Below are 19,222 nucleotides of genomic sequence, written 5' to 3' on the forward strand. Positions count from 1 at the left end.
CTTCCGGAACCGTCCGCACGCCCTGCCTGACCTGCTACTTTCCGGGCTGCGCCTGCTGGGAGGCCTCGGCGCGGGCGATCACGGCATCGACCGCCGCGTCTTCCTTGGCCTTGTTGGCACCGCCCTGGCTCTTCACGATCGTCACGACGAGTGCGATGAAGAACGCGGCCATCACTACGGGGGGCACGAGCGCGGAGACGTAGTCCATGCCCCCAGCGTAGCTACCCGACGGCCAGCCCGGCCGCCGGGGGCGGGGAGGGCTTGCGGCGCGGCGGGAACACCTCGCCGGGCGTCGGGATGGGGCGCTCTCCGGGCCGCTCGGGGCGCTCCGCGGGACGTTCGGGGCGCTGCGGCTCCTTGGGCGCCGGCGCGGGCCGGGGAGGCCGCTCCTCCTTGCCACCGGCCAGGGCCAGTAGCCGGGTCCTGGGCGCCGGGGCCGTCCCCAGTGGCAGCTGGGAGGACGTTGCGGAGAACCTCCGCCGCACCGCGCGCTCGGCGATGGTCCGGGATCGCTCCAGCAGCGCCGCCGCGACCGGGTTGGCCCGCAGGGCGCGCAGGGCGGCGAGGTCGTCGGATGCGGGCTCGTAGCCCGCGGCCAGGGCGTCCTGGAGCAGTTCCAGGTAGCCGGAGAGGCTGCCGGGCAGGGCGCCGCGGTAGCGGGCGAGGTCGGCGAGGAGGAACTCTCTGAGCCGCTCCGCCTCCTGGACCGCGTCGTCCACCGACTGCGCGAGGCACAGGCAGTCCTGGACCTCGGAGGTCGTCAGGGGGGCCGTGGAGGTCTGGAGGGCGTGGGCGAGCGTTCGCCTGAGCACGTGCAGCTCGGCGGCACTGAACGCCATGCCGCCGCGGGATCCGTAGGGCGTGGGCATGGGCCGAAGATACGCGCTAATCGGACAAAATCCCCTGATGGGCGTGATTCCGGGCGCGTCAGCCGTGTGACTGTGCCTTCACCGCGTCGAGGAAGTCGGCCCAGGCGGCCTGCGTGGTGGCCAGAACCAGATGGGCCGGGTCGGCCCGGTCGGCCACGCGGACGAGGTGCCCGGGGGCCGCGGAAACGTAGACGCAGGCATCGCCTTCGCCGCAGTACGAGGACTTCTGCCAGGCGGGGTGAGCGGTCATGGTTTCTCTCCTCCGGTGAACGGCTCCGTTGCTTCCCGTGGAGGGACGGTAACTCCGAGCGGGCGCTACTCCGACGACTTCGGCGGAATTCGGTGCGTTGCCGTTGCACGGACCACATCGCCCAAGGCTGCGCGCAGCCGGCTCCGCGCAGCCGCGGGCGGGGTGTCACAGGCGGGCCGTGAAGGCCTCGACGGCCTGGTGGACGTCCTCCGCGGTCCAGTCGAGGCCGGGGGCCGTGACCTGCAGTTCCGTCATCGAGAGGCCCGGGACCGGGGCCGGGGACCAGCTACGGAAGAGGACCGTTCCCGTCTCCTCCGCGAGGCGGACCCCGGCCTCCGTCAGACGGTCCGCCTCGTACGGCAGCCACACCTGGAACTGGTGCGTGTGCGGGACCTCCGGGTGGATGCGGAACCAGGAGACGCCCGACGAGGCCAGGGCCTCGCCCAGTGCCGCCGCGACCGTGCGGGCCTGGGCCACGTACGACGGCAGGCGCGGCAGTTCCCGGTCCAGTCCGGTCAGCGCCGACAGCGCCTGCGGGAACTGGCGGAAGACCTGGCCCCCGTACCGGTGGCGCCAGACCTTCGCCTCCGAGATCAGGGAGGCGGGGCCCGCCAGGGCGGCGCCGCTGAGGCCGCCGAGCGACTTGTAGAACGAGACGTACACCGAGTCGGCGAGCCCCGCGATCTCCGGCAGCGGACGCCCGAAGTGCACCGTCGACTCCCACAGCCGGGCCCCGTCGAAGTGCACCACCGCGTCCCGCTCCCGGGCCGCGCAGACCAGGGCCTCCAGCTCCTCCCACGACGGGAGCAGGAAGCCGGCGTCCCGCAGCGGGAGCTCCAGCATCAGCGTGCCGAAGGGCTCCGGCAGGTCGGCGACCTCCTCCGCCGTCGGCTGGCGCGGGTCACTCGTCGGGTGCACCGTGCGCAGGCCCGAGACCAGCGACAGCGCACCGCCCTCCCACAGCTCCGGATGGCTCATGGGGTGCAGCGCGACCACCGGGTTCCCGGTCCGCCCCGCCCAGCAGCGCAGCGCGATCTGCTGGGCCATCGTCCCCGACGGGAAGAACGCCGCGTCCTGCGTGCCCAGCAGCTCGGCGACCCGCCGCTCCAGCCGGGTCACCACGCCGTCCCCGTACAGGTCCGCCGGCTCGTCGGGATCCGAGGTCTCCAGATCCGACAGCAGCTCCCCCACCGTCGCCTCGTGCAGGCCGCGGGAGAGCGTCCGCTCGGCCCTGCGCCCCGCTGCCACCAGCCGCTTCGTCAGATCCTCGTCAGCAGTCATGCCCCGATCATCGCCGACCGGGCGACACGCCCAGGGGCTAGCATGGCGGCGTATCGTCCGGTACCCCCGCGGACTGGAACGGAAGGCCCTCCCCGCGTGAACGCACCCCATCAGACGGAGCCACGGGATCCGTCCGACCGCCCTGCCCGACTCTCCGTCGGCGTCGTCGGCGCCGGCCGTGTCGGCCCCGCGCTGGCGCGCGCGCTCCAGCAAGCCGGGCACCGGCCGGTCGCCGTGTCCGGCGTCTCCGACGCCTCCCGCCGCCGCGCCGCGCGGATGCTGCCCGAGGTGCCGCTCGTACCGCCCGCGCAGGTGCTGGAGCTGGCCGACCTCGTCATGCTGACCGTCCCCGACGACGTGCTGCCGTCCCTGGTCGAGGGACTCGCGGAGACCGGCGCGATCCGGCCCGGACAGCTGCTGGTGCACACCTCCGGGCGGTACGGGGCCGCCGTGCTGGACCCGGCCCGTCGCGCGGGCGCCCTCCCGCTGGCCCTCCACCCGGCGATGACGTTCACCGGTACCGAGGTCGACGTCCAGCGGCTCGCCGGCTGCCCGTTCGGCGTCACGGCCCCCGTGGAGCTGCGGCTCGCGGCGGAGGCCCTGGTGATCGAGATGGGCGGAGAGCCCGAGTGGATCGCGGAGGAGAACCGTCCGCTCTACCACGCGGCCCTCGCCCTCGGCGCGAACCACCTGGTCACCCTGGTCGCCCAGGCCATGGAACTGCTGCGCAAGGCGGGCGTCGAGCACCCCGACCGAATGCTCGGCCCGCTGCTCGGCGCGGCCCTCGACAACGCCCTGCGCTCCGGTGACGCCGCACTGACCGGCCCGGTGGCCCGCGGCGACGCCGGCACGGTCGCCGCGCACGTCTCGGAGCTGCGCAAGCACTCCCCCGCCGCCGTCGCCGGGTACCTGGCGATGGCCCGCACCACCGCCGACCGGGCCCTCGCGCACGGTCTCCTCAAGCCCGAGCTCGCCGAGGACCTGCTCGTGGTGCTCGCCGACGGCGCGGACCGCGTCAACGGCACCGAGGGGGGCGACGGCCGGTGAGCCACGACCTGCTGCTGATCGACACCGCGGAGAAGCTGTACGAGCTCCCGCGCACCGCGACCGGCCCGCGCGCCGTGGTGATGACCATGGGGGCCCTGCACGACGGCCACGCCACCTTGATCCGTACGGCGCGCGAGCGGGCCGGAGCGGAAGGCCAGGTCGTGGTCACCGTGTTCGTCAACCCGCTCCAGTTCGGGGTGAACGAGGACCTCGACCGCTACCCCCGGACCCTCGACTCCGACTTGGAGATCGCCCGGGAGGCGGGCGCGGACGCGTTGTTCGCACCGGCCGTCGACGAGGTCTATCCCGGCGGCGCCCCCCAGGTCCGGGTCAGCGCCGGCCCGATGGGCGAGCGCCTCGAAGGGGCCACCCGTCCCGGCCACTTCGACGGCATGCTCACCGTCGTCGCCAAGCTGCTCCACCTCACCCGCCCCGATCTGGCCCTCTTCGGCCAGAAGGACGCGCAGCAGCTCGCCCTGATCCGGCGGATGGTGACCGACCTGAACTTCCCCGTCGAGGTGGTCGGCGTACCCACCGTCCGCGAGGAGGACGGGCTCGCGCTCTCGTCCCGCAACCGGTACCTCTCCGTCCAGGAGCGCCGGACCGCGCTGGCCCTCTCGCGCGCCCTGTTCGCCGGGCAGGACCGGCTCGCCGCCCAGGCCGCGCTGCGCGCCCGGGCCGAGGCCTCCCCGGCCAGCGACGAGCGGGCCACCGCCCTGGCCCGGCTCGGCGAGATCCGGGCCTCCGCCGACGCGCACGCCGTGTCCGCCGCGAACGCCGGGCTGCCGGACGCCGTACGGGCCGCCGCGCTGCACGTCCTGGAGGAGGCGGGCCGGCACGAGCCGCCGCTGCTGCTGGACTACCTGGCGCTGGTGGACCCGCAGGACTTCACCGACGTCGGCCCCGACTTCACCGGGCAGGCCGTGCTGGCCGTCGCCGCGAAGGTGGGGACGACCCGGCTGATCGACAACATCCCATTGGAGTTCGGAGCACACACGTGAGCACCCCAGGCACAGGCACCGCCGGTACCGGCATACGGCTGCACGCCCCCGCCCCCGGCTGGGCCGTCGACGCCGACGTCGTGGTCGTCGGCTCCGGCGTCGCCGGCCTGACCGCAGCACTGCGCTGCGCCGCCGCGGGACGCCGTACGGTCGTGGTCACCAAGGCCCGCCTCGACGACGGCTCCACCCGCTGGGCACAGGGCGGCATCGCCGCGGCCATCGGCGACGGCGACACGCCCGAGCAGCACCTGGACGACACCCTGGTCGCGGGCGCGGGCCTGTGCGACGAGGCTGCCGTGCGGCTGCTCGTCACCGAGGGGCCGGACGCCGTGCGCCGCCTCATCGCCACCGGCGCCGTCTTCGACACCTCCGCCGAGACCGGCGAGATAGAGCTGACCCGCGAGGGCGGCCACCACCGCCGCCGGATCGCGCACGCGGGCGGCGACGCCACCGGCGCCGAGATCTCCCGGGCCCTGGTCGAAGCGGTCCAGGAAGCCGGCATCGAGACCGTCGAGAACGCGCTCGTCCTGGACCTCCTCCAGGACGCGCAGGGCCGTACGGCCGGCGTCACCCTGCACGTCATGGGCGAGGGCCAGCACGACGGCGTCGGCGCCGTGCACGCACCCGCCGTGATCCTCGCGACCGGCGGCATGGGCCAGGTCTTCTCGGCCACCACCAACCCGTCGGTGTCCACCGGCGACGGCGTGGCGCTCGCCCTGCGGGCCGGGGCCGAGGTCTCCGACCTGGAGTTCGTCCAGTTCCACCCGACGGTGCTCTTCCTGGGCCCGGACGCCGAGGGCCAGCAGCCGCTGGTGTCGGAGGCGGTCCGGGGCGAGGGCGCGTACCTGGTCGACGGCGACGGCGTGCGCTTCATGGTCGGGCAGCACGAGCTGGCGGAGCTGGCCCCGCGCGACATCGTCGCGAAGGCCATCACGCGCCGCATGCAGGAGCAGGGCGCGCAGCACATGTACCTGGACGCCCGGCACTTCGGTGCCGAGATGTGGGAGCAGCGCTTCCCGACGATCCTGGCGGCCTGCCGCGCCCACGGCATCGACCCGGTGACCGAGCCCGTCCCGGTCGCGCCCGCCGCGCACTACGCGTCCGGCGGTGTACGGACCGACCTGCACGGCCGCACCACCGTCCCCGGCCTGTACGCGTGCGGCGAGGTGGCCTGCACCGGCGTGCACGGCGCGAACCGGCTCGCCTCCAACTCCCTGCTGGAGGGCCTGGTCTTCGCCGAGCGGATCGCCGACGACATCATCAGTAGCGAGCCCTCCGGCAGCGGCCCGGGCATCCCGGTCCCCGCGACCGGCCCGCTCCAGCCCGCCGGGGCGCGGTACGAGATCCAGCGCATCATGACGGACGGCGCGGGCGTGCTCCGCTCCGCCGAGTCCCTGCGCACGGCCGCCGCCGCCCTTGAGGAGCTGTACACGACGGCCCTCACCACGCTGGAGACGGACGGCAAGACCGCCGTGCCCGGTACCGAGACCTGGGAGGCCACGAACCTGCTGTGCGTCGCCCGGGTCCTGGTCGCCGCCGCCCAGCGGCGCGAGGAGACCCGCGGCTGCCACTGGCGCGAGGACCACCCCGACCGGGACGACGCGGCCTGGCGCCGCCACCTCGTGGTCCGGCTGTCCGCCACCGAGAAGCGGGCCCTGGTCGTCACCCCCACCGACTCCGCGGGCTTTCCGCCCGTACAGCACCCCCTGAGCCAGGAGCAGTCATCGTGAGCACCCCCGAACAGCACGACCACGAGCACGAGCACGCGGAGCTTCCGCTCCTCGACGAGTCCGCGGGCGGCTGCGGCGACGGCTGCGGCTGCGGCGACGGCGAGGAGAGCGGCCTGGACCCGGCGCTGGCCCAGCTGCTGGCCGACGCGGGCCTGGACCCCATCGAGGTCGAGGACATCGCCCACATGGCGATCTCCGAGGACCTGGACGGCGGGGTTGACGTGACCACGGTCGCCACCGTCCCCGAGGACGCCGTCGCGCACGCCGACTTCACTGCGCGCGAGGCGGGCACGGTCGCCGGTCTGCGGGTCGCCGAGGCCGTCCTGTCGGTCGTCTGCGAGGACGAGTTCGAGGTCGAGCGGCACGTCGAGGACGGCGACCGCGTAGAGCCCGGCCAGGTGCTGCTGACGGTCAAGGCCCGCACCCGGGACCTGCTCACCGGTGAGCGCAGCGCGCTGAACCTGCTCTGCCTGATGTCGGGCATCGCGACGGCGACCCGCACGTGGGCCGACGAACTGGAGGGCACCAAGGCGAAGGTCCGCGACACCCGCAAGACCACGCCGGGCCTGCGCTCCCTGGAGAAGTACGCGGTGCGCTGCGGCGGCGGCGTCAACCACCGGATGTCGCTGTCGGACGCGGCGCTGGTGAAGGACAACCACGTCATCGCCGCGGGCGGTGTCGCGGAGGCGTTCAAGGCCGTGCGCGAGCAGTTCCCCGACCTGCCGATCGAGGTCGAGGTGGACACCCTCCAGCAGGTGCGCGAGGCCCTGGACGCGGGCGCGGACCTGATCCTGCTGGACAACTTCACGCCGATGGAGACCGAGGAGGCCGTCGCGCTGGTCCACGGCCGCGCGCTGCTGGAGTCCTCGGGCCGCCTCACCATGGCCAACGCCCGCGTGTACGCGGAGACGGGCGTCGACTACCTCGCGGTCGGCGGACTCACGCACTCGTCCCCGATCCTCGACATCGGCCTGGACCTGCGCGAGGAGCGGTAATGCTGCTGACCATCGACGTCGGCAACACCCACACCGTGCTGGGCCTGTTCGACAGCGACGAGATCGTGGAGCACTGGCGCATCTCCACGGACCCGCGCCGCACCGCCGACGAGATGGCCGTCCTGATGCAGGGCCTGATGGGCATGCACCCGATGCTCGGCAGCGAACTGGGCGACGGCATCCACGGCATCGCGATCTGCTCGACGGTGCCGTCGGTGCTGCACGAGCTGCGCGAGGTGACGCGCCGCTACTACGGCGACGTGCCGGCGGTGCTGGTCGAGCCGGGCATCAAGACGGGCGTGCCGATCCTCATGGACAACCCCAAGGAGGTCGGCGCGGACCGCATCATCAACGCGGTCGCGGCCGTCGAGCTCTACGGCGGCCCCGCGATCGTGGTCGACTTCGGGACGGCGACCACCTTCGACGCGGTGTCCGCGAAGGGCGAGTACGTGGGCGGGGTGATCTCCCCGGGCATCGAGATCTCGATGGAGGCCCTCGGCGTCCGGGGCGCGCAGCTCCGCAAGATCGAGCTGGCCCGGCCGCGCAACGTGATCGGCAAGTCCACGGTCGAGGCGATGCAGTCGGGCGTGGTCTACGGCTTCGCGGGGCAGGTCGACGGGATCGTCACCCGCATGGCCAAGGAGCTCGCCGGTCCGCACGGGGATCCGGACGATGTCCGCGTCATCGCCACCGGCGGCCTGGCCCCGATCGTCCTCGGCGAGGCCTCGGTCATCGACGACCACGAACCGTGGCTGACGCTGATCGGGCTGCGCCTGGTCTACGAGCGCAACGCGCCCAACTTCGACTGACCGAGCCGGGTTCAGTCTCCGCCCCGCCCGGTCGCCGCCGTATGCACTGCGTACGGCCCGGCCGGGCGGTGGCCGGGCGGGCGGCGCGCATCAGGGGCCGACCTCCGCCCACAGCAGCTTTCCCCCGGCGTTGCCGTACAGACCCGTTCCGCCGAGCGGATACCCGCCCCAGTTGTCGGCGTAGGCGCATACGAGGAACAGCCCGCGCCCCCTCTCGGCGTCCCACGCGGTTTCGTGCGGGCCGCAGGCGGGGCCGAAGGGTGCTGGGATGTGCGGGTTGTTGTCCCAGACACTGATCCGCAGGCGTCCGGTGTCCATCGCCCGCACCCGCAGCGTGTACGGGCCATCGGAGTACAGGTAGGCATTGGTGGCGAGTTCCCCGGCCAGCAGCTCGGCGGCTTCGCGGTGCTCGCTCATGGCGTGGGTGGCGAGCACCGCGCGCAGGGTTCCGCGTGCGATGCCGGGTGCGCGGGGATCCTGTGGGAGTTGCAGGCTGTAGGCCCACGACGGGGATACGGTGAGACCCAAGGAAGTCTCCGATCGGGGAGGGGTGTTGTGTCGTTGCACGGACTGCCCGGTGACAGTGCCGCTCCGTCGAGCGGGGTACTTCCGGGCGGGTGGCCTGCTTCCCAGACTAGGGGGCACTCAAAGATTCTTTGTGAGAATCCAAGGTCTTCGATCCGGAATTCCCTCGTGTGAGTGAGGAGTGAGCGTGGTCGCTCGACCCGTCCCGACGGCCCGTCGTGCCCGGCTGGCGGCTGAACTGCGCAAACTCCGCGAGCGGGCCGGTATGACCGCGACGGAGGCCGCTGCTGCGATCGGCACGAGCTCGGGGCAGCTGAGCAATGTGGAGACGGCCCGGTTCGGGGTGAGTCCTGAGCGCGTTCGCGCGATGGCGCGCGTCTACTCCGTCTGCGACCCCCAACTCGTCGATGCACTGGCCGCGATGGCCACTGATCGCACGAACGGCTGGTGGGAGCAGTACCGGGGAGTCCTGCCACCCAGCCTCCTGGACCTCGCCGAGCTGGAGCACCACGCGTTGACGCTGCGCGCCGCGTACACGGCCCATATCCCAGGCCTCTTGCAGACACCCGACCACGCGCGAGAAGTCTTCCGGCAGGTGCTGCCGGAACTGACCCCACCCGAGGTCGAGCACCGGGTGTCCCACCGGATCAAGCGGCAGGAAGTGCTCTACCGGAGCAACCCCATTCCGTATACCGCGATCATCCACGAGGCGGCGCTGCGGATGCAGTTCGGCGGGCCTGCCATCGTGAAGGGTCAGCTCTCCCATCTCGTGGAGATGGGAGAACGGAAGCATGTCCGCATCCTGGTGATCCCGTTCAACGCCGGATCCTTCCCCGGGGCCGGCCAGTCGATCTATTACGCCCGCGGGCCGGTGCCACAGCTCGACACGGTCCACCTGGACCAGTCCCACGGACCGGCCCTGGTGGATGCCGAAGCTCGACTGGGCGGATACCGGCTCCTCCTCGACCGAATGGAGGCCATGGCCCTCGACCGCGAGGAGAGCAGCCAGTTCGTCATCAGCATCCTGCGCAGCCTGTGAAGGGAAGACCTCGATGTCCGAGCTCAGCTGGCGCAAGTCGTCCTACTGCGGCACCGGCGAAGCCTGCGTGCACGTCGCCACCGAACCCGCGGCCGTGAAGGTGGCCGGCAGCGCAGATCCCGGCGACGCCCACCTCACCGTCACCACGGCCGCCTGGTCGGTGTTCCTGCGGGCACTCCGGCAGGGCGGCGCCTGACTGGTCGCCCAGCCCGCGGCTCATCCACAACATCCTGCGCAGCCTGTGAACGAAGGAGCCCCCATGACTCAGCTCAGCTGGAAGAAGTCGTCGTTCTGCCAGGAGGGCGAAGCCTGCGTGCACGTCGCCACCGGCCCGGGCACGGCCGTGAAGGTGGCCGGGAGCGCAGATCCCGGCGACGCCCACCTCACCCGTCACCACGGCCGCCTGGTCGGTGTTCCTGCGGGCGCTCAAGGAGGCCGGCATCTGAAGTCACCTCCGCGGGAGCGGGGTGGGTCGGGAGGCGGTGGAGGGCCGCACGCCACGGCCGCTCGGGGCAAGCGGAGCACCGGCAGAATGGCCCGATGAGCGTCACCATCGACATCGCCGGGCTGCCCACCGAGCGCATCACCTTCTCCCCCTCGCCGCTCGCAGAGCTCTGCATGACCCTGCACGCGCTCTCCCAGCCCGCCCACCATCCCGGGCTCGCTTCCTGGACCACCGCCACGGCCGCCGCGCTCGACCCTTGCCTCGCGGACCGGCTGCTCGAAGGCGAATTCATGTGGCGCAGCTCCTTCTCCGACATCTTCATGGCCTTCGCCGGTGTCCGAGGCGGGACGGGGCGCCCGGCCGCGACCCTGGCCGAGGAGCTCGACGTACTCGACCGGATGGACGACGAGCGGTTCGTGATGGCCGCCCTGGAGCACTGCTGGCTGGCCCTCTACAACGAGGGCGGCGGACCCTCCCCGCTGACCGACCCGGCAGCCCGCGCCAGGGCGCTGGAGACCGCCGCCGCCCGCGGTCCCCGCCCGCTGGCCTTCTCCCTGCGGCTGCTGGACGACACGGCCGCGGTACGGGTGTGGCTGCGCCGGCTCCTGGAGGACTGCGACGAGGCGTTCTTCGCGGAGACCTGGCAGCGGATAGAACCCCGCCAGAGCGCCGATGCCCGGCACAAGGCCGAGGTGCTCCGGCGCAAGGGGCTGGTTGCCGTACTGAAGGAGGTCTCCTCGGCGCTGAGCGTCGATGAGGCCGCCACCACCATCACCGCCGACAAGATGGTCCACGGCACGGCGACCGCCACCGGCCCGGAGACCGGGCCCGGACTGGTCTTCGTACCGACACACTTCGGCTGGCCGCACCTGCTCGTCCTGCACGCACCCGGCTGGACGCCGGTGGTCCACTATCCGCTGGGCTCATCCGAACTCCCCGAACCCGGCTCCGTGGAGCTGCTCCAGCGACGGATGGAGGCGCTCGCCCATCCGATGCGGATGAACCTGTGCCGGAGCCTGGCCCGGGCGCCGTACACCACGAGCGAGCTGGCGACCGTACACGGAATCACCGCACCGGAGGTGTCCCGGCACCTGTCGGCGTTGAAGAAGGCCGGTCTGCTGCACACGCGGCGCCAAGGACGCTATGTGCAGCACCAGTTGGACCTGTCGGTGGTCTCCAGGATCGGGTCGGACTTCATCGAAGGCATCCTCCGTTAGAGCGCTGGCCGGTTTGGGACGGCGCGATTCACCGATATGCGGAGTCCACCACCCGGAATCAGCAACACCTCTGGCCAGATCGGCTCCTGCTTCTATACCGTGCGTCCACCGCTCCCCCACGTACCGCGCACCGCATCCGTGTCCGTATGTCTGTTCGCATCAGCCGTGGAAGGACCCTTATGCCCTCACGTCGTATAGCCGCAGCAACCGCCGCCCTGGCGGCGATGGCCCTCGCCTCGCCGCTGCTCCTGGCCGGGCCGGCCGGAGCCACCGGTAGCCCCCAGAGCGACGCCGCGCGGGGCGACGCACTGGCCAGGAAGTTGGTCAAGGACTCGACCGGCAAGGGTGCCAACAAGCACCTGAAGGTCTTCCAGTCCATCGCCGACTACAACAACGGCACGCGCGTGGCCGGTTCCAAGGGCCACGTCCAGTCCGCGCAGTACGTCGAGGCCGTGATGAAGGCAGCCGGCTACAAGGTCTCCAAGAACGAGTTCGACTTCGTGTACGTCGAGACGATCGCCGAGACGCTGAAGGTCAACGGCGCGGGCGGGCGGGACGTCCCGATCAAGCTGATGACGTACACGGCGAGCGGTCCGGAAGGCGGAGCGACGGCGCAGGTCTCCGTCGCGCCCGTGGACGCGGACGGTACGAACGGCTGCGAGCCGGGCGACTTCGCCGCGGGCGCCTTCACCGGCAAGATCGCGCTGGTCAAGCGCGGCGGCTGCACCTTCGCGACCAAGCAGGCCAACGCCGCCGCGGCCGGCGCGGTCGGAGCGATCATCTACAACAACACCGAGGGCGCCCTCAACGGCACCCTGGGCGACCCGAACGCCGGCAAGATCCCGACCGGAGGCGTCACCAAGGCCGAGGGCGAGCGGCTCGCCGCCGAGGCCGCGGCCGGCCCGGTCGAGGTCACCCTCGACATCCGCGAACTCCGCGAGAACCGCACGACGTACAACGTCATCGCGGAGACGCGGGGCGGCGACGAGAACAACACCGTCTTCCTCGGGGCCCACCTCGACTCGGTCGCGGCGGGCCCCGGCATCAACGACAACGGCTCGGGCTCGGCGGGCATCCTCCAGGTCGCGCAACGCCTCGCGAGCAGCCAGAACAAGATCAAGAACAAGGTCAAGTTCGCCTGGTGGTCGGCGGAGGAGTTCGGCCTGCTCGGCTCCGAGGCGTACGTCGGCGGGCTGAGCGACGCACAGAAGAAGCAGATCAAGCTGTACCTGAACTTCGACATGATCGCTTCGCCCAACGCCGCGTACTTCGTCTACGACGGCGACGACTCCGACCACGTCGGTTCGGGCCCCGGCCCGGAGGGCTCGGCCCAGCTGGAGAAGGGCATCACGGACTTCCTCGACGCGCAGAACATCCCGCACGAGGGCTCGGACTTCACCGGCCGCTCGGACTACGGCCCCTTCATCGAGGCGGGCATCGCGTCCGGTGGTACGGACACGGGCGCCGAGGGCATCAAGACGGCGGCGCAGGCGGCGAAGTTCGGCGGCCAGGCGGGCGTCGCGTACGACGTGAACTACCACGGCAAGGGCGACACGATCGCGAACATCGACCAGAAGGCGCTCGACATCAACGTCGACGTCATCGCGAACGCGGTCGGCCACTACGCGTTCGACCTGGCCCCGCTGTCGCAGCCGGTCGGACCGAAGCCGACGGACGGCGGCGCGGGCAGCGGCGGCGGCCTCCGCGAGGGCCACGACCACGACGTGACGGAGTAACCGGGCACCTGGCGCCCGCACTCCGGCGCCGGTGGGGGCGACGTTCGCCCCCACCGGCGTCACAGCACACCGAGCCGCGGCGTGCCGAGCCGCGGCGGGGCGTCCGGGGCGTACCCGAGCGGGACGCCCGCGGTGCCCGCCTCAACCGGCGGCTCCCGGCCAGGCCTCGATACCGACGGGCTGCACCAGCCAGCCGAAGTCGCCGAGCCCTCCGCGGGCGGTCAGCTCGGCCGCCTCCCCCGCCGCCACGAGCCCCCGCACGTACGCCGCCGGGTCCGACGCGGCCAGTGCCAGGGGCGGCCTGGCCCCCGAGACACCGAGTTCGCTCAGGGCCTCGCGCTGACTCAGCAGCACCGCACCCGCACCCGCACAGGCGTCCAGTGCCACGTGGGCGGTGACGTCGCAGCTCCCGTCCGGGACCGGGCGGACCTCCCGCCCCTCCCGGAATCCGGTCAGCGTGCCGTACGGGGGGCGGGCCTCGCGGGTGTGGGCGTAGTCCACCGCCACCGCCAGGCCCCGGTCCACCGTCGCCACGGCCGCCGCCCAGGCCTCGTCCCGCGCGCGCCCGATCTCGGCGCGCCCCGCGCCGGGCCACCAGCGCTCCAGCCAGGCCCGGTCCGCGGCGTCCACCACGGGGCCGCGGCTCTCCGTACCGTCCGGGGCGACCAGGACGTACCGCCCGTCCTCCGCGATCTCCAGTGGGACGTTGTCCAACCACTCGTTGGCGAACAGCAGCCCCGTCGTCCCGGGGGGCGGTTCGGGAACCCAGCGGATCCGCGGGTCGAGGCCGTCCGGCCGCTCGGCCCGCTCCACCGCGTACGGGCGCACCCGGGCCGCCGTCGGCGGCGGGAGCGCGGCCAGCACCCCCGCCAGCAGTTCCCCCCGCCCGGCGCCGACGTCGACGAGGTCCAGCTCCGCCGGGTGCCCGAGCTGCTCGTCCACCCGGCACAGGAGACGGGCGACCGCCCCCGCGTACAGCGGCGAGACGTGCACGGAGGTGCGGAAGTGCCCGGCCGGTCCCGACCCGCCGGGGCGCACGTAGAAACCGTCCGGCCCGTAGAGCGCGGCCTCCATCGCCGTCCGCCACCGAACCGGAACCGGAACCGGATCTGCGACTTCTCCCTGAGTGCTCATCCATGAAAGGTTAGGCTTGGCCTCCACCTTGGGGAGTACACCCCCGTTGCCCGGATCGCACCTGTGGTTGACTCCAGCACCTATCGTCTTTGCCTACTCTGGGTTACGTGCAGCGCCTCTACGACTTCCTCCGCAGACACCCGACGGGCGTCGACAGCTTCTGGGCTGTCCTCCTGGTCGGGGTCGGGATGGTGCAGGTCGCCGACGACGGATACAACAGCACCGCCGCGCGACTGATCGCCGTCCCCGCGGTGCTCGCGATGGGCGCGGTCGTGGCGCTGCGCCGCAAGTGGACGCAGCAGATGTTCTGGCTGGCCGTCGGCACCGGCGCCTACCAGCTGGTCACCGGCACCGAGGTCCAGAACGCCGACCTCGCCATGCTGATCATCCTGTACACGGTGGCCGCCTCGGCCGACATCTCGCGCCGGATGTCCCGTACGGCGCTCGCCGTCGGCCTGCTGGCCGCGCCCCTCTACGCACTGCGCTTCCCCGTGGACAAGGGCGACTCCACCAACAACCTCCTCTTCCTGGTCTTCGCCATCGTCCCCTTCGCGCTCGCCTGGGTGCTCGGCGACTCCCTGCGCACCCGCCGGGCCTACTACGCCCAGCTCATCGAGCGGAACCAGCGCCTGGAGAAGGAGCGCGAGGCCCAGGCGAAGGTGGCCGTGGCCGCCGAGCGCGCACGGATCGCCCGCGAGCTGCACGACGTCGTCGCGCACAACGTCTCGGTGATGGTGGTCCAGGCGGACGGGGCGGCGTACGTCATGGATGTGGCCCCGGAACAGGCCAAGGAAGCCCTGCACACCATCTCCGGCACCGGCCGCCAGGCCCTGGCCGAGATGCGCCGGCTGCTGGGCGTGCTGCGCACCGGGGAGCCGCAGGAGTCCGAGGACTACGTGCCCCAGCCGGACGTCGAGCAGATCGAAGTCCTGGTCGAGCAGGTGCGGGCGGCGGGCCTCGCGGTGGACTTCGAGGTCGAGGGCACGCCGCGTCGGCTGCCCAGCGGCGTCGAGCTCACCGCGTACCGGATCGTGCAGGAGGCGCTGACGAACACCCGCAAGCACGGCGGCCCGGACGCCAAGGCGAGCGTCCGACTGGTCTACTTCGACGACGGGCTCGGCCTGCTCGTCGAGGACGACGGGCGGGGGGCTGCCCACGAACTGTACGAGGACGGCGGCGCCGACGGCGCCGGGCACGGGCTGATCGGCATGCGCGAGCGGATCGGCATGGTCGGCGGCACCCTGGACGCGGGCCCGCGCCCGGGCGGCGGCTTCCGGATCAGCGCACTGCTCCCCCTGAAGAAGACATGACGAGGTCGAGGTAACTGATGTCCATCCGAGTAATGCTGGTCGACGACCAGGTACTGCTGCGCACGGGCTTCCGCATGGTGCTCGCCGCCCAGCCGGACATGGAGGTCGTCGCCGAGGCCGGCGACGGCCTGGAGGCGCTGGAGGTGCTGCGGTCCACGAAGGTGGACGTGGTGCTGATGGACGTCCGGATGCCGAAGCTCGACGGGGTCGAGGCCACGCGGCGGATCTGTGAGCGGGACGAGCACCCCGACGTGATCATCCTGACCACCTTCGACCTGGACGAGTACGCCTTCTCGGGCCTGAAGGCGGGCGCGAGCGGTTTCATGCTGAAGGACGTCCCGCCAGCGGAACTGCTGGCCGCCATCCGCTCCGTGCACAGCGGTGACGCGGTGGTGGCCCCGTCCACGACCCGGCGCCTGCTGGACCGTTTCGCACCGATGCTGCCGACGAGCACGCAGGAGCCGCAGAACAAGGAGATCGAGCGTCTGACGGAACGCGAGCGCGAGGTCATGCTGCTGGTGGCCCAAGGCCTGTCGAACGGCGAGATCGCGGGCCGCCTCGTCCTCTCCGAGGCGACGGTGAAGACGCACGTGGGTCGGATCCTGACCAAGCTGAGCCTACGCGACCGCGTGCAGGTGGTGGTCCTCGCGTACGAGACGGGCCTGGTCAGGGCCGGCGGCGCCTGACCCCTCCCGGAGGGTGAGGGGCCGTCGGGTGGCTCAGGCCATCCAGCGGTCCGGGCGGGCGTCGGCCCGCGAGGTGCGGGAGCGGGCCGCCTGGGCGTCGAGCAGGTCGGCGGCTTCGGCCGCCGCCCGCAGGCGGGCCGTGACCGTACCGTTCGCTCCGGTGTCCACGTGGACGTCGGCCAGGCCGCGGGCGCGCTCCCACGGCCCCTGGGTGAGGCGGACGCTCTGGACCTTGGCGTGCGGGACGATCTCGGTACGGCGGCACAGCAGGCCCTTGCGTGCGGCGAACACGTCCGCGGAGACGGCCAGGGCGTAGCCCTTCCACCACACCGGGACCACCCACGGCGACCCGGCCTTCGGGGACGGGCCGAAGGCGAGGGCGGCGAGGTCGACGCCCGGCAGCACCCGCGCGACCACGGCCTGGGCTGCGGCCCGCGAGGCCACCGGGACCAGGACCTCGTTCTTCGAGCCGGCCACCGCCAGCTCCACCCGCACCCAGTTCCGGCGCCGCCACAGCAACGGCTCCACGATCCGTACGGTCTGCACCCGCCCCGGCGGTACGGTCTCGTGGGCCCGGTCCAGCAGCCCGTGGTCCAGGCGCAGCCCGTCCGGGGACTCGGCGACCCGCCAGTCGTACTCGGCGAGGAACCGGCCGGCGGTACCCGCCCAGGCCCCGCCCAGAGCGGGCAGCAGGACGCCGAGCACCGCCCACGGGTTGTCGCTGAACCACCAGACGACGACCGGGGCGGCCAGGGCGACGGGCAGCGCGGCCCAGGCCGAGAGCGTGAGCGCGAGCGACACCACGAGGTCGCGGGGGCCCACCCGCAGCAGTTCGCGCTGCGGGGCCTCGCCGAGCGCGACGGCCTGCGCCGGGGCGAAGCCGGCTGCTCGGGCCAGCAGCTCGGCGCGCAGCGCCACGGCCTCCTCCTCGCCGAGGAAAGCCAGCTCGTCCTTGTCCTCGGTGCCGATGACGTCGAGCCGGAGTTTGGCGACCCCGGCCAGCCGGGCAAGCAGCGGCCGGGTGACGTCCACCGCCTGGATCCGGTCGAGCCGGATGTGCGCGGTCCGCCGGAAGACCAGCCCGCTGCGGATGCGCAGCTCGGTGTCGGTCACCGCGAAGTGGGTGAACCACCAGCTCAGGAAGCCGTACACGGCGAAGACGAGGACCAGCGCGAGCGACGCCAGGACCCGCAGGCCGGTGGAGACGTCCGCGATCCACTGCGCCAGGTTCTCGCCCTGCTGGGCGATCACGCCGACGGTCGCGGCGATCGGCACCCAGGCGCGGCGCAGCGGCGTGAACAGGTGCAGTCGGCGCTCCGCGGACGCGCCCGGGCCGCGGTCGCCGTCCCACGGCCCGGCGGACCCGGCGGCCCCGGCGGCCCCGGCGGGCCGTGGGGCGGCGGGGGCGGCCGAAGCAGCGGTGCCCGGCGGATCGTCGGCGCCCACGGACACGTCGTCGCTCACAGGCCCGCCGACCTTGCCTCGCCGAGCTCGGTCAGCCGGTCCCGCAGCCGTTCCGCCTCGCCCGGGACCAGCCCCGGAATCTTGGCGTCCGTCGCTGCTGCCGCCGTGTGCAGTTGTACCGAGGCCAGCCCGAAGCGACGTTCCAGCGGCCCGGAGGTCACCTCGACCAGTTGCATCCGTCCGTACGGGACCACGGTCTGCGCCCGCCACAGCACCCCGCGGCTGATCAGCAGGTCATCGGCGCGCTCGGCGTACCGCCAGGACCGCCAGTTACGTCCGAGCAGCACCCAGCCCCAGGCCAGGACTGCGAGCCAGAACAGCCCCACGGCAGACCAGACCGGTCCGACCGCCAGCCCCAGCACGAGGGACGTGCCGGCGGCGAGCGGCACCGTCCAGATCAGTAGCAGCAGCCGCCGCAGGGTCAGCAGCCCACCCGGCAACCCCACCCACTCGGGTCGGCCCGTCCCGCCCATCGTCCCCGTTTCCATGCGTTCAGCCTAGGGCTGCGAGAATGCGCGCATGACGGAGACCACGGTCGGCATCGGCGGTGCGGCGGAGAGCACCGACATGGTGCTCAACATCGGACCGCAGCACCCTTCCACGCACGGCGTGCTGCGCCTGCGCCTCGTCCTGGACGGCGAGCGGATCGTCAGCGCCGAGCCGGTCGTCGGCTACATGCACCGCGGCGCCGAGAAGCTCTTCGAGGCGCGCGACTACCGCCAGATCGTGATGCTCGCGAACCGGCACGACTGGCTGTCCGCGTTCTCCAACGAGCTGGGCGTGGTCATGGCGGTCGAGCGGATGCTCGGCATGGAGGTCCCCGAGCGGGCCGTGTGGATGCGGACCCTGCTCGCCGAGCTGAACCGGGTCCTCAACCACCTGATGTTCCTCGGGTCGTACCCGCTCGAACTGGGTGGGATCACCCCGATCTTCCACGCGTTCCGCGAGCGCGAGGAGCTCCAGGCGGTCATGGAGGAGATCTCCGGCGGTCGCATGCACTACATGTTCAACCGCGTCGGCGGCCTCAAGGAGGACCTCCCGGCCGGCTGGCTCGGCCGGGCGCGCGCCGCGATCGCCGACGTCCGCAGCCGCATGGACGTCTACGACAAGTTGGTCCACGGCAACGAGATCTTCCGCGCCCGCACCCGCGGAGTCGGCGTCCTGTCCCCGGAGGCGGTGCACGCGTACGGGGTCTCCGGCCCGATCGCCCGCGCCTCCGGCGTCGACTTCGACCTGCGCCGCGACGAGCCGTACCTGGCGTACGGAGAGCTCCAGGACGTCCTGGAGGTGGTCACCCGGACCGACGGCGACTGCCTGGCCCGCTTCGAGTGCCTGCTGGACCAGACCCACAACTCCCTCGATCTCGCGGTCGCCTGCCTGGACCGGATGGCCGAACTGCCGCCCGGGCCGATCAACCAGCGCCTTCCGAAGGTGCTGAAGGCGCCCGAGGGGGCCACGTACGCCTGGACCGAGAACCCCCTCGGCATCAACGGCTACTACCTGGTCTCCAAGGGCGAGAAGACCCCGTACCGGCTGAAGCTGCGCTCCGCCTCCTACAACAACATCCAGGCGCTCGCGGTGCTGCTTCCGGGCCAGCTGGTCGCGGACATGGTGGCGATCCTGGGCTCGCTGTTCTTCGTCGTCGGCGACATCGACAAGTAGCGCAACTCACGGGAGTCCACGG

General features: G+C 72.4%; 21 protein-coding genes. 13 read left to right on the forward strand and 8 right to left on the reverse strand.

Annotated elements, in window-relative coordinates:
• Positions 1 to 34 precede the first annotated feature (34 nt).
• The 4 genes from ABZZ20_RS23125 to ABZZ20_RS23140 form a co-directional block, all read right to left on the reverse strand.
• The gene (locus ABZZ20_RS23125; RefSeq protein ID WP_356872435.1) at positions 35 to 208 is read right to left on the reverse strand and encodes a hypothetical protein; all 174 of its coding nucleotides are present in this window, start codon (positions 206 to 208) and stop codon (positions 35 to 37) included.
• 13 nt (positions 209 to 221) lie between these two features.
• Positions 222 to 869: a hypothetical protein gene (locus ABZZ20_RS23130; RefSeq protein WP_356872437.1), complete on the reverse strand. Its 648-nt coding sequence runs from the start codon at positions 867 to 869 to the stop codon at positions 222 to 224.
• A gap of 58 nt (positions 870 to 927) precedes the next feature.
• Positions 928 to 1,119: a DUF397 domain-containing protein gene (locus ABZZ20_RS23135; protein WP_356872439.1), complete on the reverse strand. Its 192-nt coding sequence runs from the start codon at positions 1,117 to 1,119 to the stop codon at positions 928 to 930.
• A 165-nt stretch (positions 1,120 to 1,284) separates the two neighbouring features.
• Positions 1,285 to 2,400, reverse strand: a complete 1,116-nt coding sequence (locus ABZZ20_RS23140) for a beta-eliminating lyase-related protein (RefSeq protein ID WP_356872441.1) — start codon at positions 2,398 to 2,400, stop codon at positions 1,285 to 1,287.
• 96 nt (positions 2,401 to 2,496) lie between these two features.
• On the opposite strand from ABZZ20_RS23140, the gene ABZZ20_RS23145 reads away from it, so the two are divergent.
• The 5 genes from ABZZ20_RS23145 to ABZZ20_RS23165 are packed head-to-tail and all read left to right on the forward strand — an operon-like array spanning position 2,497 to position 7,982.
• Positions 2,497 to 3,447, forward strand: coding sequence for a DUF2520 domain-containing protein (locus ABZZ20_RS23145; protein WP_356872443.1), 951 nt, complete (start codon positions 2,497 to 2,499; stop codon positions 3,445 to 3,447).
• Entirely contained in the window at positions 3,444 to 4,448 is a 1,005-nt protein-coding gene (gene panC / locus ABZZ20_RS23150; protein ID WP_356872445.1) for a pantoate--beta-alanine ligase, read from the forward strand. The genes ABZZ20_RS23145 and panC overlap by 4 nt, the downstream gene beginning before the upstream one ends.
• A complete protein-coding gene (locus tag ABZZ20_RS23155; protein ID WP_356872447.1) occupies positions 4,445 to 6,178 on the forward strand; it encodes an L-aspartate oxidase in 1,734 nt (577 codons plus the stop codon). The genes panC and ABZZ20_RS23155 overlap by 4 nt, the downstream gene beginning before the upstream one ends.
• Positions 6,175 to 7,173, forward strand: coding sequence for a carboxylating nicotinate-nucleotide diphosphorylase (nadC, locus tag ABZZ20_RS23160; RefSeq protein WP_356872449.1), 999 nt, complete (start codon positions 6,175 to 6,177; stop codon positions 7,171 to 7,173). Before ABZZ20_RS23155 ends, nadC begins: the two co-directional genes overlap by 4 nt.
• Entirely contained in the window at positions 7,173 to 7,982 is an 810-nt protein-coding gene (locus tag ABZZ20_RS23165; protein WP_356872451.1) for a type III pantothenate kinase, read from the forward strand. The genes nadC and ABZZ20_RS23165 overlap by 1 nt, the downstream gene beginning before the upstream one ends.
• Before the next feature lie 90 nt (positions 7,983 to 8,072).
• On the opposite strand, the gene ABZZ20_RS23170 is transcribed toward ABZZ20_RS23165, so the two are convergent.
• Positions 8,073 to 8,510: an ATP-binding protein gene (locus ABZZ20_RS23170; protein ID WP_356872453.1), complete on the reverse strand. Its 438-nt coding sequence runs from the start codon at positions 8,508 to 8,510 to the stop codon at positions 8,073 to 8,075.
• Positions 8,511 to 8,694: 184 nt separating this feature from the next.
• Here ABZZ20_RS23170 and ABZZ20_RS23175 point away from each other — a divergent pair, with 184 nt between their 5' ends.
• From ABZZ20_RS23175 to ABZZ20_RS23195, 5 genes are all read left to right on the forward strand, one after another.
• Positions 8,695 to 9,546, forward strand: coding sequence for a helix-turn-helix transcriptional regulator (locus ABZZ20_RS23175; protein ID WP_356872455.1), 852 nt, complete (start codon positions 8,695 to 8,697; stop codon positions 9,544 to 9,546).
• Positions 9,547 to 9,559: 13 nt separating this feature from the next.
• A complete protein-coding gene (locus tag ABZZ20_RS23180) occupies positions 9,560 to 9,742 on the forward strand; it encodes a DUF397 domain-containing protein (protein WP_356872457.1) in 183 nt (60 codons plus the stop codon).
• A gap of 63 nt (positions 9,743 to 9,805) precedes the next feature.
• Positions 9,806 to 10,090, forward strand: coding sequence for a DUF397 domain-containing protein (locus ABZZ20_RS23185; protein ID WP_356872459.1), 285 nt, complete (start codon positions 9,806 to 9,808; stop codon positions 10,088 to 10,090).
• Positions 10,087 to 11,208: a DUF5937 family protein gene (locus ABZZ20_RS23190; protein ID WP_356872461.1), complete on the forward strand. Its 1,122-nt coding sequence runs from the start codon at positions 10,087 to 10,089 to the stop codon at positions 11,206 to 11,208. The genes ABZZ20_RS23185 and ABZZ20_RS23190 overlap by 4 nt, the downstream gene beginning before the upstream one ends.
• A gap of 179 nt (positions 11,209 to 11,387) precedes the next feature.
• Entirely contained in the window at positions 11,388 to 12,944 is a 1,557-nt protein-coding gene (locus ABZZ20_RS23195) for a M28 family metallopeptidase (RefSeq protein ID WP_356872463.1), read from the forward strand.
• Between the two features lie 141 nt (positions 12,945 to 13,085).
• Here ABZZ20_RS23195 and ABZZ20_RS23200 read toward each other — a convergent pair whose 3' ends face one another.
• Positions 13,086 to 14,078 carry an SAM-dependent methyltransferase gene (locus ABZZ20_RS23200; protein WP_356872465.1) on the reverse strand — a complete coding sequence of 331 codons (993 nt, stop codon included), beginning with the start codon at positions 14,076 to 14,078 and terminating at the stop codon, positions 13,086 to 13,088.
• 107 nt (positions 14,079 to 14,185) lie between these two features.
• On the opposite strand from ABZZ20_RS23200, the gene ABZZ20_RS23205 reads away from it, so the two are divergent.
• Entirely contained in the window at positions 14,186 to 15,388 is a 1,203-nt protein-coding gene (locus ABZZ20_RS23205) for a sensor histidine kinase (RefSeq protein ID WP_356872467.1), read from the forward strand.
• Positions 15,389 to 15,405: 17 nt separating this feature from the next.
• Positions 15,406 to 16,074 (forward strand): response regulator transcription factor, encoded by a 669-nt coding sequence (locus tag ABZZ20_RS23210; protein WP_356872469.1) that lies wholly within the window; start codon positions 15,406 to 15,408, stop codon positions 16,072 to 16,074.
• Between the two features lie 33 nt (positions 16,075 to 16,107).
• Here the strand turns inward: ABZZ20_RS23210 and ABZZ20_RS23215 are convergent, their stop codons facing one another.
• Positions 16,108 to 17,382 (reverse strand): PH domain-containing protein, encoded by a 1,275-nt coding sequence (locus tag ABZZ20_RS23215; protein WP_356872626.1) that lies wholly within the window; start codon positions 17,380 to 17,382, stop codon positions 16,108 to 16,110.
• A gap of 152 nt (positions 17,383 to 17,534) precedes the next feature.
• On the reverse strand, positions 17,535 to 18,026 hold the full coding sequence (locus ABZZ20_RS23220; RefSeq protein WP_356872471.1) for a PH domain-containing protein: 492 nt from the start codon (positions 18,024 to 18,026) through the stop codon (positions 17,535 to 17,537).
• 31 nt (positions 18,027 to 18,057) lie between these two features.
• On the opposite strand from ABZZ20_RS23220, the gene ABZZ20_RS23225 reads away from it, so the two are divergent.
• Positions 18,058 to 19,200 carry an NADH-quinone oxidoreductase subunit D gene (locus ABZZ20_RS23225; RefSeq protein ID WP_356872473.1) on the forward strand — a complete coding sequence of 381 codons (1,143 nt, stop codon included), beginning with the start codon at positions 18,058 to 18,060 and terminating at the stop codon, positions 19,198 to 19,200.
• Positions 19,201 to 19,222: the final 22 nt, after the last annotated feature.

Source organism: Streptomyces sp. NPDC006430, assembly GCF_040612395.1.
In the GTDB taxonomy this organism is placed as follows: domain Bacteria; phylum Actinomycetota; class Actinomycetes; order Streptomycetales; family Streptomycetaceae; genus Streptomyces.

Bases quoted from the DNA above. Each gene is read 5' to 3' on its own strand.
- ABZZ20_RS23180 (WP_356872457.1), top strand. From the start codon at position 9,560: ATGTCCGAGCTCAGCTGGCGCAAGTCGTCCTACTGCGGCACCGGCGAA.
- ABZZ20_RS23190 (WP_356872461.1), top strand. From the start codon at position 10,087: ATGAGCGTCACCATCGACATCGCCGGGCTGCCCACCGAGCGCATCACC.
- ABZZ20_RS23140 (WP_356872441.1), bottom strand. From the start codon at position 2,400: ATGACTGCTGACGAGGATCTGACGAAGCGGCTGGTGGCAGCGGGGCGC.
- ABZZ20_RS23125 (WP_356872435.1), bottom strand. From the start codon at position 208: ATGGACTACGTCTCCGCGCTCGTGCCCCCCGTAGTGATGGCCGCGTTC.
- ABZZ20_RS23165 (WP_356872451.1), top strand. From the start codon at position 7,173: ATGCTGCTGACCATCGACGTCGGCAACACCCACACCGTGCTGGGCCTG.
- ABZZ20_RS23185 (WP_356872459.1), top strand. From the start codon at position 9,806: ATGACTCAGCTCAGCTGGAAGAAGTCGTCGTTCTGCCAGGAGGGCGAA.
- ABZZ20_RS23225 (WP_356872473.1), top strand. From the start codon at position 18,058: ATGACGGAGACCACGGTCGGCATCGGCGGTGCGGCGGAGAGCACCGAC.
- ABZZ20_RS23210 (WP_356872469.1), top strand. From the start codon at position 15,406: ATGTCCATCCGAGTAATGCTGGTCGACGACCAGGTACTGCTGCGCACG.
- ABZZ20_RS23130 (WP_356872437.1), bottom strand. From the start codon at position 869: ATGCCCACGCCCTACGGATCCCGCGGCGGCATGGCGTTCAGTGCCGCC.
- ABZZ20_RS23200 (WP_356872465.1), bottom strand. From the start codon at position 14,078: ATGAGCACTCAGGGAGAAGTCGCAGATCCGGTTCCGGTTCCGGTTCGG.
- ABZZ20_RS23135 (WP_356872439.1), bottom strand. From the start codon at position 1,119: ATGACCGCTCACCCCGCCTGGCAGAAGTCCTCGTACTGCGGCGAAGGC.
- ABZZ20_RS23220 (WP_356872471.1), bottom strand. From the start codon at position 18,026: ATGGAAACGGGGACGATGGGCGGGACGGGCCGACCCGAGTGGGTGGGG.
- ABZZ20_RS23195 (WP_356872463.1), top strand. From the start codon at position 11,388: ATGCCCTCACGTCGTATAGCCGCAGCAACCGCCGCCCTGGCGGCGATG.